The sequence below is a fragment of the Thiobacillus sp. genome (genome assembly GCF_013693775.1).
Lineage (GTDB): Bacteria > Pseudomonadota > Gammaproteobacteria > Burkholderiales > Thiobacillaceae > Thiobacillus.
On the sequence record NZ_CP059257.1, the window covers coordinates 206520 to 223050 of the forward strand.

Annotated in this window: 13 protein-coding genes; 10 read left to right on the forward strand and 3 right to left on the reverse strand. The window is 55.3% G+C overall.

Annotated elements, in window-relative coordinates; genetic code table 11:
- Positions 1–1236 (reverse strand): ISL3 family transposase, encoded by a 1236-nt coding sequence (locus HZY77_RS00985; RefSeq protein ID WP_296820769.1) that lies wholly within the window; start codon positions 1234–1236, stop codon positions 1–3.
- 144 nt (positions 1237–1380) lie between these two features.
- Between HZY77_RS00985 and HZY77_RS00990 the strand changes: the two genes are divergently transcribed.
- Both HZY77_RS00990 and HZY77_RS00995 read left to right on the forward strand, forming a co-directional pair.
- Entirely contained in the window at positions 1381–1668 is a 288-nt protein-coding gene (locus HZY77_RS00990; protein ID WP_296817882.1) for a hypothetical protein, read from the forward strand.
- Between the two features lie 75 nt (positions 1669–1743).
- On the forward strand, positions 1744–2490 hold the full coding sequence (locus HZY77_RS00995; protein ID WP_296817884.1) for a phage Gp37/Gp68 family protein: 747 nt from the start codon (positions 1744–1746) through the stop codon (positions 2488–2490).
- Between the two features lie 115 nt (positions 2491–2605).
- Here the strand turns inward: HZY77_RS00995 and HZY77_RS01000 are convergent, their stop codons facing one another.
- On the reverse strand, positions 2606–3859 hold the full coding sequence (locus HZY77_RS01000) for an IS256-like element ISMaq7 family transposase (RefSeq protein ID WP_296816209.1): 1254 nt from the start codon (positions 3857–3859) through the stop codon (positions 2606–2608).
- Positions 3860–3962: 103 nt separating this feature from the next.
- Between HZY77_RS01000 and HZY77_RS01005 the strand changes: the two genes are divergently transcribed.
- The 6 genes from HZY77_RS01005 to HZY77_RS01030 all read left to right on the forward strand — a co-directional run bounded on the left by HZY77_RS01005 (position 3963) and on the right by HZY77_RS01030 (position 13982).
- On the forward strand, positions 3963–5159 hold the full coding sequence (locus HZY77_RS01005) for a three-Cys-motif partner protein TcmP (protein ID WP_296817886.1): 1197 nt from the start codon (positions 3963–3965) through the stop codon (positions 5157–5159).
- Positions 5156–6829, forward strand: coding sequence for a site-specific DNA-methyltransferase (locus HZY77_RS01010; protein WP_296817889.1), 1674 nt, complete (start codon positions 5156–5158; stop codon positions 6827–6829). Before HZY77_RS01005 ends, HZY77_RS01010 begins: the two co-directional genes overlap by 4 nt.
- Positions 6826–9621 (forward strand): TrlF family AAA-like ATPase, encoded by a 2796-nt coding sequence (locus tag HZY77_RS01015; RefSeq protein ID WP_296817891.1) that lies wholly within the window; start codon positions 6826–6828, stop codon positions 9619–9621. Before HZY77_RS01010 ends, HZY77_RS01015 begins: the two co-directional genes overlap by 4 nt.
- A gap of 13 nt (positions 9622–9634) precedes the next feature.
- A complete protein-coding gene (locus HZY77_RS01020; protein WP_296817893.1) occupies positions 9635–12382 on the forward strand; it encodes a DEAD/DEAH box helicase family protein in 2748 nt (915 codons plus the stop codon).
- Between the two features lie 233 nt (positions 12383–12615).
- Entirely contained in the window at positions 12616–12921 is a 306-nt protein-coding gene (locus tag HZY77_RS01025) for a hypothetical protein (protein ID WP_296817896.1), read from the forward strand.
- 128 nt (positions 12922–13049) lie between these two features.
- Positions 13050–13982, forward strand: coding sequence for a site-specific integrase (locus HZY77_RS01030; protein ID WP_296817898.1), 933 nt, complete (start codon positions 13050–13052; stop codon positions 13980–13982).
- A 19-nt stretch (positions 13983–14001) separates the two neighbouring features.
- On the opposite strand, the gene HZY77_RS01035 is transcribed toward HZY77_RS01030, so the two are convergent.
- The gene (locus tag HZY77_RS01035) at positions 14002–14217 is read right to left on the reverse strand and encodes an AbrB/MazE/SpoVT family DNA-binding domain-containing protein (RefSeq protein WP_296817900.1); all 216 of its coding nucleotides are present in this window, start codon (positions 14215–14217) and stop codon (positions 14002–14004) included.
- Between the two features lie 325 nt (positions 14218–14542).
- Between HZY77_RS01035 and HZY77_RS01040 the strand changes: the two genes are divergently transcribed.
- Both HZY77_RS01040 and HZY77_RS01045 read left to right on the forward strand, forming a co-directional pair.
- Positions 14543–14986, forward strand: a complete 444-nt coding sequence (locus HZY77_RS01040) for a hypothetical protein (RefSeq protein ID WP_296817902.1) — start codon at positions 14543–14545, stop codon at positions 14984–14986.
- A gap of 443 nt (positions 14987–15429) precedes the next feature.
- Positions 15430–16530 carry a hypothetical protein gene (locus tag HZY77_RS01045; protein ID WP_296817904.1) on the forward strand — a complete coding sequence of 367 codons (1101 nt, stop codon included), beginning with the start codon at positions 15430–15432 and terminating at the stop codon, positions 16528–16530.
- Position 16531 lies beyond the last annotated feature (1 nt).

The following is a 16531-nucleotide window of genomic DNA, read 5'->3' on the forward strand; positions in this document are numbered from 1 at the left end:
TCAAGTGGGTTGTTCTGCATGAGGGTTAATGGCGTGGAAATCGAGACGGCCGGCGATCAGGAAGATGACGGTTTTGATTGTGTCGATGCGGGTGAAGCCACGGGCACGCCGCTTGGCGGCCTGGAACAAGCCGTTGATCGCCTCCAGAAATCCATTGGTCTGCCGTGTCTGAGCCCAGGCCACGATTCCTTCCAGATGGGATCGGATCATCCGGGCAACCTCCTTCATCGGCTCGACCTTGGAGCGCATGACGCAAGTGCACCAGTGTTCCAGCATGGCGCGCACGACGTTGATTTGTTTGCGATCAAGGATTTCGCGCAGTTGCTCCTTGTAGACCCAGGCGCGCGCCGTGCGCTTGACAGTCATCCTGGCAATCAGTGCGTCAAGATCGGCAGCAGCCTCGGGCTTGAGCCGGGAGGCATCCTTGAGCAGCGTCCAGCGCATGCCCTTGAGGGACTTGTCGGTGCGCTGCTCGATGCGGCGCATCTTGTCCACCGCCGTGCTGGCGTGGCCGATGACGTGGAACTTGTCGAAGGTGATGCGGGCATTGGGCAGATGCTGGCTGACTCCGGCGATGAAGGCTGGCGACATGTCGATGCTCGCCGAGGCGATGTTCCCGGCCGGGCAGCCATGGTCGCCCAGATACTCGGCCAGTTGCGCAATGGTCTGGGCGTCGCGCCCTTCCGTGACGAACAGCACGCGCCTGGCCTCGGCGTCTGCGGCCAGGGTGACATAACTGTGGCCTCGGGCGCGCGAGGTCTCGTCAATGGCCAGCGCCGTGACACCGGAGTGATCCGCCAGGCCGCAGGCCATCTCCACGTACTTCTGGCACACCGCCAGCACCCGGTGGGACGATTCGCCCACGATGCGCGCCACGGCGGCAAACGGCATCTGGCGCGCCAGCATCAGGATGAAGGCTTCGAACAGCAGCGTGAAGCCATTCAGCCGCCCGGCAAAGTCAGGCTCGACCAGTCGCACCGAACCATTGGGCAGCTTCACTCGCGGCGTGCGCACCTGCAGATGGCACTCATGCTGGAAGAAGTTCAGGTGCCGGTAGGTCTTGGTCACGGTGTCGTGCACCGGATGCACGCCTTCATGGCCCGAGACCTTGAAGCGGCTGCCAGCCTTGAAGTCAATCAGCACGGTCAAGGTCCTGGCCGACTCGTCGAAGTCGACCGACGCCACCGTCCACGGCGGGGCAATTCCAAGGGCAGTTTCAAACAGCTTGGCAGTCATGAATTCACTCATCCAGGTNNTGGTCAATATGACGTCAGCTTACCCACTCGGATTTCAAGAGAGGCGCTTTTCTACAAGCACGGTGCCTTTGTGGTGGCTGCCGTCCTGGCTAAGCGTTGTCGCACCCGAGTCAATGAACCGGATGTGTTGAAGCAGACACAGCTCAATGCGCTACTGAGCGCACCTCTCGATCAATGCCGGCAGGGCTGCTGGGACAAGGCTCGTCCGTTGGTTGGTCAAGGGCGCAGCGTGTTGTCGTACTTTCAGAATCAGGGCAGTACGGTACGTTTACTGGACGGCTGCATGTCTGCAATCTACGGGCTTGAACAAGCAGAGGCGTATCAGGCGGTAAAGCAGGTCACAGATCGGAGAGAGGCCTTTCCACAGGAAAGAGTCTTCCGTTATCTGACAACCCAAGCCCCGCAGATTTGAGATGCTGACAGGCACACTAAAGAGATTATGTGATTCGCTCCTGCGTCAAAGAGAGTGGAATCGGAGAAATTTGAAATGACACAGCTAAGCCGAATTGAATGGACTGAGGCAACTTGGAACCCCACGGTGGGATGCACCAAGATTTCNCCCGGTTGCAAGAATTGCTACGCGGAGGCAATGGCAAAGCGATTGCAGGCGATGGGTACGCCTGGATACGCAAATGGCTTCAAGCTCACCGTTTTGCCGGAGAGGTTGGAAGAACCATTGCGCCGAAAGAAGCCGACGGTGTATTTCGTAAACTCCATGTCAGACCTGTTTCACAAGAGCGTATCTGATGAGTACATCGAGCAAGTTTTTGATGTCATTCAGCGTTGCCCAAACCATACCTTTCAGGTTCTCACGAAACGTGCGGAGCGGCTTGCCTCTTTCTTTAAGCATCGGGCTGTTCCAACCAATGCGTGGATTGGCGTATCGGTTGAAGATAAAGAATACGGTGTTCCTCGAATCAATCACCTCCGAAAAGTCGATGCGAGAATTCGCTTCCTTTCAGTGGAGCCGCTCTTGGATGATGTTGGCGAACTCGATTTGACGGATATTCATTGGGTCATCGTTGGCGGCGAGTCTGGCCCCAAAGCACGTCCGATGAAGCTCGAATGGGTCGAGAGTATCCAGCAGCAATGCGTAGAGCAATCAGTACAGTTCTTCTTCAAGCAATGGGGCGGCTGGGGCGCTGATGGCAAGAAACGCTCGAANAAAGCCAACGGAAGGCTGCTTGACGGTCGGACGTGGGACGACATGCCCGAACTTTCATCTCACGTCTAAGGGCTTCTATGTCGCGCAAACCATACAACTGGAAGAACGGGCCCGATTTCATTCAGCAACACAGTGTCGCCAAGCACAGGATATTGGAGTTATTGTCAAATCTGGTGTATGGGCATCAAGCCGCGTTCCTGTCTGATTGATCCTGTACTTGCTCGCCGTCCTTGAACTTCACGTTGTTGACCACGAGGGCCAGCAGATCAAATCCCTTGATCCGTTTCCAGCGCTTCTGCGCGGTTTCCAGTAGCTTGTAGACCATCGCCAGCGTGGTCTCTCGGGAGCCGCAGTTCCGCGCTCTCTTGCTTCTCAGGCGCACCGTCGAAAACGTCGATTCGATCGGATTGGTCGTCCGGATATGGATCCAGTGTTCTGCCGGGAAGTCGTAGAAGGCCAGCAGCTCCTCACGATCCTTGCGCAGCCGTTCCATGGCGCCGGGATACTTCGACTCGAAGCGAACCAGAGTCCGGTCAAAGGCCTTGTGTGCGTCAGCCCGCGTCTCGGCCATCCAGATCTCATGCAGCGCCGCCTTGACTTTCGGTTGCACCGACTTTGGCAGCGCGGACAGGATGTTCGCCGTCTTGTGCACCCAGCAGCGCTGATGGCGGGTGTCCGGATAGCACTTGGCCAGTGCTTTCCAGAAGCCCAAAGCGCCGTCGCCGATGGCCAGCTTCGGGCTGGTCGTCAGGCCCCGGGCCCGCAGTCCCGACAGCAGTTCTGACCAGCTGGCCTCCGACTCTCGGTAGCCGTCCTCAACCGCAACCAGCTCCTTGCGCCCATGCTCCGTCACGCCGATGATCACCAGCAGGCAGAGGCGGTCATCCATGCGCACGTTGCTGTATACGCCGTCGGCCCACCAGTACACGTAGCGGCTTTGGCTCAAATCTCGCTGACACCACTCCCGGTGCTCATCGATCCAGTGCTGCTTCAAGCGACTGATGGTGTTGGCCGACAAGCCCCTGGCCTGATCACCCAGCAACGCGGCCAGTGCCTCTTGGTAATCGCCGGTGCTCACACCCTTCAGGTACAGCCAGGGAAGCACTTCCTCCACACTCCGGGCTCGCTTCAGGTACGGCGGCAGCAAGGTGCTGTTGAAGCGAACCCCGGAACCACTCCGATCCCGTACTTTCGGCACCTTGATGTCGACATTGCCGATGCCGGTCTGGACAGTACGCTCAGGCAAATAGCCATTGCGCACGACGGCCTGACGGCCATCCGGGAGCCGGTGCTCGGCATGCTGATCCAGAAGCGCCTGAAGCTCGGCCTCGACGGCCTGTGCGATCAGCTCCCGTGCCCCAGTCCGCAGCAGCTCGGTCAGCGGATCAATAACGTCTTTTTCTGGTTGTGGAAGAGTCTTCAGGGTAGACTTGGCCATGGCGTATCACCTTCTGTTGGTTGTTGATCTGGCGTGATCAATCAACAGGATACGCCATCCTTTCTACCTTCCCGTACACCAGAAATGACCATAACTCAGGATATTGCAGTCCTACCTTGCGGCTTATTTCAAGACTTTGGTCAGTTCGCCAAACCAAGATTTGTTGCGCTTGACGCTGGTTGATGGCTTCGCTGGTGGCGGCCTCTATGTTCACAACGATACTCGTGAACTGGTGAAAGGATCGCCGTTCATATTTCTTAATGCGACACGCGAAGCGGAATATCTGATTAATAAAGATCGCAGAAAGCCTGTGCGCCTGGAAGTTGACTATTTTTTTGTGGAAGCCGACAAGCATGCCCACTCCCATTTGGACAAGGTGCTGCGTGACGATGGGTACGGGACACAGATCGGCAACACCATTCACCTGCAACATGCAAAATTTCAGGATCAGGCCGATAGCATTATTGAATTTGTGAAGCGCAAGAGCCCAAGGAATGGGCGTTCAATCTTCGCACTCGATCAATACGGTTACAAGGAAGTTCCGACCCAACTGATTCAGAAGATATTTGCGAAACTGCCAAGCGCCGAGGTCATCTTGACCTTCGGCGTGGATTCCTTCCTGAACTATGCAAGTGATGGAAAGCTCACGCAATCGCTGCTGGATGAGATTGGAATCCCGGACGTTCTGAACGGCCGCTCGATGGAAGACATCAAGTCATCTGAACGCGACTGGCGTTTGTTTATCCAGAGTGGCCTGTATCGCACGCTGGTCACTCGATGTGGCGCCAAGCATTTCACGCCGTTCTTTATTCGGAACAACAAAGGGCACGGTGACTATTGGTTGATTCACCTCTCGCAGCACCACAAAGCGCGCGATGTCATGACTGAGGTGCATTGGGACAACAACAACTATTTCATCCACTACGGCGGCGCAGGTCTGGACATGTTCCAGATGGTGGGTTACGACCCTGACCATGACTCTGACCACAAGAATCAAAACGTGTTGGGCTTCGAGTTTGATGATGTGGCGCGGACGGCCAGCATCAGCGCACTCAACGAACAGATTCCGAAGCGGGTGTATGCCAATGACGAAGGCGTGAGCTTTGGGATTCTGTTTGCCACGACTTGCAATGATTCCCCGGCTTCTGCTGCGATTTATAGAGAGTCAGTCGGATTTCTAATTGAAGAGAAGGTGATTGAGGTGGTCAGTGAGGATGGCGTGAAACGCCGGTCGGCTCAGCAGATCAAGGCGAATGACCAGATCATTGCACCACAGCAACGCGGATTATTTACGCTATGACGAAAAGACAAAAACTTGAACTGACGTGGATTGGTAAAGATGCAAGGCCAAAGTTAGAGCCACGTATATTGCTCTCTGACCCCGCACATAGCTATCACGCAAGGTTTCGCGTTTCTGAAGAAGATAGCTTCGATAACCACCTGATATTTGGCGACAACTTGCTGGCCCTGAAAGCTCTTGAGCAAGATTTTTCCGGCAAGGTGAAATGCGTATTTATTGACCCGCCATACAACACAGGTAGTGCGTTCGCACACTACGATGATGGGCTTGAGCATTCAATCTGGTTGGGGTTGATGCGCGACCGTTTGGAAGTTATTAGGCGGCTGCTTTCAGATGATGGTTCCTTGTGGATCACAATAGATGACAATGAAGCGCACTACCTCAAGGTGGTATGTGATGAAGTATTTGGGCGAGCTTGCTTTGTCACTGCATTTATTTGGAAGAAGGTTGATAGTCCAAACGACAATAAAGGGGCGTTATCTCCGGATCACGAATATATTCTTTGCTATACNAAAACCCCTGGCGGCGCTCGGTTTCGTCAAAAGCAAGATGAATCTATTCTCAATGCATATCGGCAGCCTGACACTGAGTCGGACAGGCCGTATCGAGATCGACTGCTAAAGAAGAATGGGAAGAACAGTCTTCGATCAGATCGTCCTTCAATGTACTTCCCGATTAAGGGGCCAGATGGTGTGGACGTTTATCCTGTTCATGATGATGGACAAGAAGCCCGATGGGCAATGGGGCANAAAGGTGTAGATGAACTGGTAGCAAAAGGCGAACTTGTCTGGAAGCAGCGTGAATCCAATGGTGTAACTCGTTGGGTGCCGTACACCAGGGAATATGCACCGGATTCCCCTTCTCGCCCATGGCCAACGATATGGTCGGACTTGGATACGACGCGACAAACAAAAGCGCATCAAAAAACAGTATTTGGAGATATTCAGCAGTTCGATACACCAAAGCCTGAAAATTTGATTTCTCGCATTCTCGGAATATCGACAGACCCAGGTGATCTTGTCTTGGATTCATTTGCTGGATCGGGTACTACAGGGGCTACTGCCCACAAAATGGGGCGTCGTTGGATTATGGTTGAATTAGGTGAGCATTGTCATAGTCACATTATTCCGAGACTGAAGAAAGTAATCGACGGAGATGACAAAGGGGGAATTACGGATGCGGTCGGATGGCAAGGCGGCGGCGGCTTCCGTTATTACCGTCTTGCGCCCAGTTTGTTGCTGCAAGATCGTTGGGGCAACTGGGTCATTAACAAGGAATACAACGCCGAGATGCTCGCGGCGGCGATCTGCAAGCTGGAAGGCTTCACCTACGCGCCCAACGACGCCCACTACTGGCAGCACGGCTACAGCACCGAGACAGACTTCATCTACGTCACAACGCAGACGCTCAACGCCGACCAACTACAGGCTTTGAGTGACGAGGTGGGCGAAGGACGTAGCCTGCTGGTGTGCTGTGCGGCCTATCGTGGTTCGGCGGAGCGTTTTGCCAATCTCACGCTCAAGAAGATTCCGAAAATGGTCCTGAGCAAGTGCGAGTGGGGCCACGACGACTACAGCCTGAATGTTGAAAATCTGCCGATNGCAGCAGAAACCAAAGTTGAGCCGCCGCGTCAAGGGGGCTTGTTCGGCGATGGGGAGGATCATGCATGACCCACAGTTACCCCGGCTCGCGCTGGTGGAAGTTCGATTTCCACAATCACACGCCCGCGTCCTTGGACTACCGGGGCGACAAGGCCATTACGCCGCGCCAGTGGCTGCAAGGCTATCTGGACAAGGGTATTCAGTGCATTGTCGTTACGGACCACAACACAGGTGGCTGGATTGACAAGCTGAAAGCGGAACTGGCAACGTTGCAGCAGCAAGATGCCGCTACGTGGGGCGGCATGACGATCTTTCCGGGAATGGAGTTGTCGTGTAGCGGTGGCGTGCATCTGATGGTGATTCTTGACCCGACCAAGGGCACCTCGGACATTGACGCCGTCCGTGGCAGCGTTGGTTATACAGGTACGCCGGGTGACAGCGATGCAGTGACCAGCCAAAGCGTCGAGCAAGTTATCCGTGCCATCCAGTCAGCGGGAGGGGTTGCCTGCGCCGCGCACGTCGATCAACCAAAAGGCTTGCTGACCTCACTGACCGATCACAACACCCTTCGGCCCATTTTCAAGTTGTTGGATGCCATCGAGATCATTGATCCGGCAGCAAGCTGTTTGCAACCGCATTCTGCTGCCCTGGCTAACTTGGCATCTGTACTCGGTTCCGACAGTCATCAACCCAGTGAAATCGGCCGAGGCTACACGTGGGTGAAGATGTCAGACCCTTCCATCGAGGGTTTGAAGCTCGCGCTGCTTGATCCTGAGTCAGCTATTCGCCGTAGCGACCAAAGCACCTACTACCCGCAACAACTGAATCATCCGAAGATTAAAAGCATCACGGTTGAGAAGTTGCGGCTACGTCAGAAAGACCCGCTGACGATTCACTTCAACCCCAGCTACAACGCCTTGATTGGTGGCCGTGGTAGCGGCAAATCCACCATACTGGAATGCCTGCGCTTGGGGTTGGCACGCGAAAACGAACTCTTGACCGGGCGTTCTGACGGGGCGCTCAAGCAATCCTTCGAGAACTTCAAGAAAGANAAAACGGGCCGCAATCAGCCAGGCATGATGCTCCATGACTCTCGTATCACGGTCGAGGTGTCCAAGGGCCAAGGCGATCTCGAAGAGCGATTTGAGTACCGTTGGATGAAGGGTGCTGATGCCAAGTTCGCGGTGTCGGTGCGGCGCTGGGATAACGACGCTTGGCAGACAACGCAACTGACCGAAGAACAAGCCCGCAGCAACTTTCCTGTGAAGCTCTTCAGCCAGAAGCAGATCCTCGCGTTGGCCGATAACCCGCAGCATCTGATTCAGTACATCGACGATGTGTTNGGGGGCAGTAAGGAGGCTTGGGAACAAGGCTTTGCCGTCAAGCGCGAGGCCGTAAACGTTGCCAGAAAACGTGTTCGCACGTTGGAGGCTGAGATTGCTCAAAAGCCTGCTATCGAGCTTCAGTACAAGGAGGCTTCGCGCAAAGCTAAGGTCTTTGCATCGTCGAACTTTGGCGATGCCCTCAAGGCGTACCAGCGTGCAGGCAAGCAGCAGCGGGCGGTACAGGGATTTTTCAAGCAGCTTGGCGAGGATGTTCAGTCTCTGCAAACCAGTACAGCCGAAGCAGCGAGTCTGAAGAATCTGGCACTTACCGACTTCGAGGCCACGACTCCCGCCGAACAAGCGGAGAAGGCGGCGACGGAAGCCTTGACCCAAAAGCTGGTTTCTAGCTTTGACCAGATCACGGCCTTGGTCGCCAGTATGCAGGCAGACCTTGCGGCAGCGCAGGTGGCCAGTGATGCGAGCACATGGCATCAAGAAAATAAAGTACATCTGGATGAGTACGCACGCATCGTGGCGGAACTCAAAGCTCAAGGCATTACCAATGCCGAGGATGCATCTCAGGCTGTGGCGCTCGAAGAGAAGCTAAAGAAGCAGTTGGATCAGTTCAACACCGTCAGCACCGATCTTGAGCAAGCGCGGAAAGCCGTTGTGGATGCTCAAGCCGAGTTGCACCAGGAGCGCCAAGGGTTGACCGCGTTGCGACAGGACTTTCTCAATCAAGTTCTGGTGAATGTGCCTGCATTGAAGATCACACTGAACAGCATGGCTGACGCGGAAGCCGGTGCCACCAGTCTGCGTGAGATTCTTCGCATTGAAACGGAAGGTACTTTCGCCAAGGAAATCTATGGTGAAACAGATGACGATCCGCCCAAGCCGTGCGGCATGGTCTGGGACTTGGTGAATCCGGCCTTGGCGTCGTCTGTGCCTGAGCGGTTGCAGGAGATCAAGCAATCTCTTGAAGAGATGAACGAGCAGGTGCTGAACACCAAACTGCACGGAAAGTTTGTCAAAAAGCTGAAGGACATGAAGCCGGAGGTCGCTTCGGTGGTCTTTGACGAATTGGCGGCGTGGTTCCCCGAAGATGCCGTTGATCTTCAGTACAAGCGTGACGAATCAAGTTCGTTCCAGAGCCTTCAGCAGGCATCGGCAGGCCAGAAGACCGCTGCAATCTTGTCATTCCTGTTGGCACACGGTAGCGAGCCGCTGCTGATGGACCAGCCCGAAGATGACTTGGACAACGCGCTGGTCTCGCAATTGGTGGTGGCCCAGCTCAGGAATAACAAAAGTCGCCGCCAACTGATTGTCATTACCCATAACGCCAACATCGTCGTGAACGGCGATGCCGAGCTGGTCATGCCAATGGAATTCGTGGGCGGCCAGATCGTGAACAACACGGCGGGTGGGCTACAGGAGAGGAATGTGAGAAAGAAAGTCTGCGAAATCATGGAGGGCGGGGAAAAGGCCTTCGAGCAACGCTACAAGCGGATTCTGAAAGATATGGAGCGCACGGCATGAGTACAGAAAAATCGTGCGCACGGTGGCTGGGCGCCTGAGCCTGCGCGAGCCGCAGACCGTCAGCTTGGAGCGACTGCACACTGCATTAGAGTCTGTGCCCGCGTTGCGTGACTCGAAAGCACGCTCGCCGGAAGAGTTGAAGGCCATGCAGGAAGCTCTGAAAGCTGAGTTTCCGAAGCTGACAGATTTCGAGCGGGACTTTCCATCCTTGTGCTTTGCGCTGGCGACAGGTGTCGGCAAGACGCGCCTGATGGGGGCGTTCATCAGCTACCTACACGCCGCCTACGGCTACAAGCACTTCTTTGTGCTGGCCCCAAACCTCACGATCTACGACAAGCTGATCCGAGATTTCAGCGAAACGACCGGGCCGAAGTACGTCTTCAAAGGCATTGCGGACTTTGCCGTTGAAGCACCCGAGGTGATTACGGGCGAGACCTACGAGCAAAAGGGCGACTTGGTCTCACAGGCGATTGATGCGCCCGTTCAGATCAACATCTTCAACATCTCGAAGATCAATTCGGAAGTTCGCGGCGGCAAAGCGCCGAAGATCAAGCGGCTTTCTGAGTACCTCGGTCAAAGTTATTTCGAGTACCTGGCTGGTTTACCAGACCTTGTGCTCATCATGGACGAATCGCACCGCTACCGTGCCAGTGCCGGAATACGGGCACTAAACGAGCTGAAACCGTTGCTGGGCCTTGAACTGACGGCGACGCCATTTACCGAAGGGACNAAAGGCCCAGTACCGTTCAAGAACGTGGTGATGGACTACCCGCTGGCGCTAGCAATCGAAGACGGTTTCGTCAAAGAACCGGCCGTGGTCACTCAGCAGAACTTCAACCCCTCCGATCACAGCGCGGAGCAGTTGGAACGCATCAAGCTCATGGACGGCATCCGTGTTCATGAAGAAACCAAGGTGCATCTGCTGACCTATGCAGAGCAGACAGGCCAGAAGCCCGTGAAGCCCTTCATGCTGGTGATCGCCCGCGATACCACCCATGCTGCCGCACTGTTGGGCACGATAGAAGGCCTGTTTGATGGGCAATACAAGGGCAAGGTGATTCAGGTCGATAGCAGCAAATCAGGCGCAGAAGAGGAAGAAATGATCCGCCGTCTGCTGCTGGTAGAGAGCTACACCGAGCCGACCGAGATCGTGATTCACGTCAATATGCTGAAAGAAGGCTGGGACGTGACGAACCTCTACACCATCGTGCCTTTGCGGGCCGCCAATGCTCGCACCTTGATCGAGCAGTCCATTGGTCGTGGTCTACGTTTGCCCTATGGTCGCAAGACTGGCGTTGAGGTGGTGGATCGCCTGAACATCATCGCGCACGATAGGTTCAAGGAAGTCATCGACGAGGCAGGCAAAGGTGACTCGCCGATACGGCTGAAAGAGTTGAAGTTGGAGCCGACCGATAACAACGGAAGCCGGTTGACTAGCCTTTCAGTGCCATCCAACACATCAGTGATGCTCGGAATTTCTGGCGTCAAGGGTTCCGGTGCGGATGGCGCGGCAGTTGTCTCCTCAGGATATGGGCAAGGTGCAAGCGGCTCGGCCCAATCACCTGCGGTAGTTTTCACCGGCGAAGAACGCCGAATCGCTATGGTGGCCATGGATGCCGTTGCGGAGTTGGGCAAGGATCGAACCCTTGTACCCACCAGCACGGCGTTAGGTACAGCCAGCGTCCAAGAGAAGCTGACCCAATTGGTCATGGAACGACTGGTGCCGCAACAAGGCGAGTTGCTGGACACCATGTCCTCCAACGCCGAGGCTGTGGCCGAAGTGGTGAAGAAGTCGGTCGAGGTCTTTATCGACCAGACCATCGACATTCCGCGCATTACTGTTGTGCCGATTGGTCCGGTAAAGGGCGGCTATCGTAGCTTCACGCTGGATGTGTCGCGGATGAACTACCAAGCGACAGACCAACAACTGGTGTCGCAAGGTCTGCAATCAGGCCGTCAACTGACCTACGGCGAGGCCGCCGTGATCGAAGAGACCCGCCTTGAAGACTACATCGTCCGCGAACTCATCAACTACGACGACGTGTCCTATGACGATCATGCTGATCTGATCTATGAACTCGCTGGTCAGGCTGTGGCGCATTTCCGCAGCAAGCAGCCTGACGACGCGGCGGTTCACAACATTTTGGGCAACCATGGGCGTGCTATTGCGGAGATCATCCATCTTCAGATGGCAAAGCACTATGAGGAAGATTCAGCCGGTTCTGAGGTCATCGTCAGCCAAGGCTTCATGCCTTTGAAGCCCTGCGCCTTCACGGCGAAAGATGATGTTAAGCCTCTGCATTGGGCACCTGACGACAAGCGCACCATCGGTCAGTATGTCTATGGCGGCTTTCAACGTTGCGCCTACGCGTTTCAGAAGTTCCATTCGGACACCGAGCGCATCTTGGCCACTGTGCTGGAACGCGAAGCACGCCGCTGGTTCCGCCCGGTGTCGGGCCAGTTCAACATCTATTACCGGTCTGGCGTGAATCAACCTGAGTACATCCCTGATTTCGTGGTGGCGTTAGAAGACATCACGCTGATGATCGAGACGAAGAAGGCCAAAGAAGTTTCTGAGGCCCAAGAGTCCGAAACCGACGTTAAGGCGAAAGCGGATCAAGCCGTTGTCTGGTGCAAGAACGCTTCTGATTACGCGCTCACGGTCGGCGGAAAGCCTTGGGTATATCTATTGGTTCCGCATGATGCAGTGGCACCAAACGTCACCCTGCAGGGTTTAAGGTCGCGTTTTCAGATGAGCTGATTAAACGAGGTTTCTGGACAATTCATCCACGCAAAGTTATTTCGAGCTGGTTCTGTTTGAGGGTGCCTGATAAATTTTAAATAGCACGGCGCATGGCGCGCCGTGCCACGCCGCTCATCAGTCAAGCGCGAATTCCTCACCAAAAGCCAAGGTGCTAGCCCACCTTGGCTTTTTCATTTCTGGTGTTCGGTATTTGCGTTTGAAGGCGGCCCATTCAACACTGGAGAAATATCATGTGCAAAGCAAATCAGGCTGCCACAAAAGATTCAAAGCCGAAATTTTCACTGGGCCATATTACGGCCACGCGAGGCGTCTTTGAGCATCTCGAACGTCATGGCGTTAATGCCAGCGAATATCTAGATCGCCATGTTCGGGGCGACTGGGGCGATATTCCGCCAGAGGATGCCGCCGAAAATGAGTTCGCCGTCAATCGCCGGTTGCGCTTGCTTTCCAGCTACATGATTGCTGGTGAGCGAGTCTGGATTATCACTGAGGCTGATCGAAGCGTATCTACGCTACTTTTTCCGAGTGAGTACTGACGGAAAGGTGAGTAATTACGTCCGATGAGAAAGTTTGGCCGCACGCAACGTGCGGCTTTTTCAACGCTTGGCGTCGGCACATTCAATATGTGTCGGCGTCAGCGGCAACCGAAAAAGCGAGTGAACCAATGAGCAAAAACACACCTTCCAAGCCGGATAATGGCAAGCCGCTGGAGGAAATGACGGCTGCTGACTTTGAGCGTGCCTCCCGCGCTGCCTCCACGCGCAGGGAGAATGCCAAGGACCTTCGATACTTCGTGCAGCAGGGCGGCGCATTACCGGCTTCNCCCGCCGTTATGGTGGCTTGGCTGACCAAAGTTGCCAGCCAGTTAGCCCCAGCCACTATTCAGCGGCGCATGGTATCGGTGGGGCAATGGCACAGAGAGAACGGCTATCCCTCGCCGCTGGATGATCCGCAAGTCAANAGGGTATTCTCCGGCATTGGCCGCACGGTTGGATTAGCGCAGCGCACCGTGGCTCCGTTGGTGCGGGATGACTTGCTGGCGGTGCTGGCGGCTGTCGAGCGGCAGAAGCCAATGCGAGCAGCCAGAGACGCAGCTTTGCTACTGGTGATGTTCTGCGCAGCTTTGCGGCGGGGCTCTGCCATCAATGTGCAGGTGGAAGACATCACCGAGCATGAACTCGGGATCGACTTGATTCTGAGGCGCAGCAAGACCGATCAGGCGGGCAAGGGCTTGGTTGTCAGCATCCCATATGCCCAAGGATCAAAATGCCCGGTTAAGGCCATCGCAAAGTGGCGCGCGCTTTCTGGAATCACCACCGGCTATCTGTTCCGCAGCGTCAACAAGCACGATCAGATCGGGGATGACAAGCTGCACGCCGACTCCGTGTGCCGGATCGTCAAGCATGCCGTCAAACTCGCCGGTCTGGACGAAAGTAAATACAGCTCTCATTCCGCACGAGCAGGATTCGTGACCTCCGCCGCCTCCGCACAGATGCCGTTGGCCGAGATTGCGCAGGTCACCAAGCATAGAGGGATGCAGAGCCTGCAACGCTACCTGCGCGTGGTGGATCAGCGCAGGACGAAATCCTTGCTTTGAGGGAGCGGAGGTGGCGCGATCACCACTCCGCCGCCTCTGGTTCAGCGGGAACTTCCGATGTTTGGTCAGCCCCTGCAGCGTCAGCAGGAATGCACTTCTTCGGGATGATCTGAATCGTTCCGTCATCCCTCAAGCGGATGCGCACCCAATCGCCAGCAGCAAGGCCCGCCGACTCCATCAGCGCAGACGGTATCCGGCAGCCCACCGAGTTGCCCCACTTGGTCAGTTTCTGCATCTTGCACCCCGTGTAAACGATGTATAGCCATGAAATTGTCGGAGTCGTCGGCGCGGCGACGCCATGACGCGAGCCGTCGTTGCGCCGAGCTGATCGGTGTCAGCGCGGGCACATCGGCTGGAGTGAGGGGGCGCTCTATCCGGTACCGAAAAACCGCCCAAAGCCAAGAATTCTCCTAACTGAGAGCACGGTGCTTTCAGTCTTTTGGAGGTTCTATGGAAATCGAACACAGCGAAACGATACGCCCTTTGGTTGAGGCGCCTTTCTTCGAGAGTAGCGACAGTCCGCCACTCTTTATTGCATACATGCGCGAAGTAGGGGCGTCATGCTTAGCTACCTTACGCCGTCGAGGCCCGATGCAGAATCAGTCCGCATCACAGCAAGCCGCTCTGAAATGACGATTGATGAGTTGAAAACGCAGGGCGCGGTAAATATGGCAACGATCGAGACGCTTCGTGCAGTGGGGAGGGAGATTCTTAACCGAAATATCGACACCTTCATCGTGACGCGCCAGATCAAGCCGCTGACGAAGAATCGTGCTGAACGCCGCAAGCGTCGCAAGGACGATTCGGAGGAAAGCGACAACACATTCGCTTTGTCCAAGGGCTGGCTGACTATCCCGCAGGCGGCGAAACGCTTTCCTTTCACGGAAGGGGCTATCCGTCACATGATTTTTCAGGCTGAAGCCTACGTCAGAGTGAAAAGCGTCCGTCGAAAGCGAGTTCGACCAAGAAGAAACCCCACGTCCCCGATGGCTTCATCGACGTGATTGTGAGGATTCCCAATAAGCGGCGGGTTTTTCTCGATGAGAAGAAGTTCGCCGCATGGATGGCTCAGTCGCAAGGTGTTTAAGCCAGTCCGAAAAAACCACTCATTAATTAACCAGCGAAGCTGCTGAGTCGTCATTGATTAATCGCTAGTGCCAGCTTATAGCCCTAGAGATGATGATGTGATTACCAGTCTGGAGCTTATAGGCTTGATGGTCTGTATCCCCGTTGTGGGTTGCGTGGCCTTCGCGTCCGCTACGGACATACGGCCAGATGCCCCAGCATGGCAGCTTCGCGCTTGGAGTTCAAAAATGTCTGATCGCGTGATTTTTATTTTGAAGAATGTGACTGCGGCTATTCGCGCCGCGTTCGCAGTGAAAGTTGAAAATTCGGAATCGAGTAAAGGCCCCATCAAGGTGGCCGAGCCTTCGGCTCTCTTTCGAATGTGTCTTATTCGGTTGAGTCCAAAGGTGACAGTAACCACGGCGAGGCCGTCGATCTGAAGATCGAAGTCGCCGCATCTACTGTTGTTGGCACCAACATCGTCTTGAATAACAACCCGTTTGAGCTGGTCAACACGACCCTCATGAACATGAACGTGAATCTGAAGCGGGCCGGATTCGCATCGGGTGAACGTATGCCCTTGAGTGTGGCCGCTGCGGAGTTGCAGAACGCTGAGTTCACGTACCTCTATTTGCGCGAGAATAGTGATGCGGCCCGAGACCTGTTGACGAAGATTAGCTTCCGTGTCCACGCCATTCACGGCGAAAAGGCGCAATCCGTGATCTCGTGCGACCGGGAGACGATTTATGCCAATCAGTTGCCAGAGGGGATGATTCGCGTCTACATCAAATGGGTGAAGGCCAAAGGAACTGTTTTGGAGACTGAAGATCCGACGGCCCGCGCTGAGTTGGAAGATTTGACGCCTGTACTGGTGCGGATTGAATACGTTGTGAACGGGCGCACCATCGGCAAAGGGATTTCAAGCCTTGACGGCAAACGGACGTTCAACCGCCGTGTTTCTAGCTGGCAGCATGAATCGCAGAGCCCCGATGACTGGAATCAGTCCCCGGCAAAGGCTGTATTCGGGTTCGTGCGTAAGGCGCTGTGGCTTGACCGCCCACTTGCTAGTGAAGCCGTTGCCCCCGAAAGTCTTGATATTTTGAAGCCGTATGCTGAGGTCTTGGCCTGGTACTTTGCTGGCAATGATCCGCAGGAGCATACGTACTTCGCGCACCTTGACAAAGAAAAGCGCAGCAAACGCTTCTCGGCCTGCAAGCAGGAAATCTACAAGGCGGGCCAGTTTGACATCACCATCCCGTGGGAAAAGGCCAAAATCCTCGCTGTCGATGGTTTGAGCGAGATTCTCACATTCGAGAACCGCTTTCGTATCCCGCTGTGGCTTCGCCCGCATACTTTCACGCCGGAGGGGTGGCGAAAGCCAATGAGAAGCTGTCTGCGCTGTACTCGGGCAAAGAGGGGGTGCCAACGTCGAGGACGGCGAATGGGAAGTGTCCCGCCCCGCAGACGAGATCGATTTCGGTGAG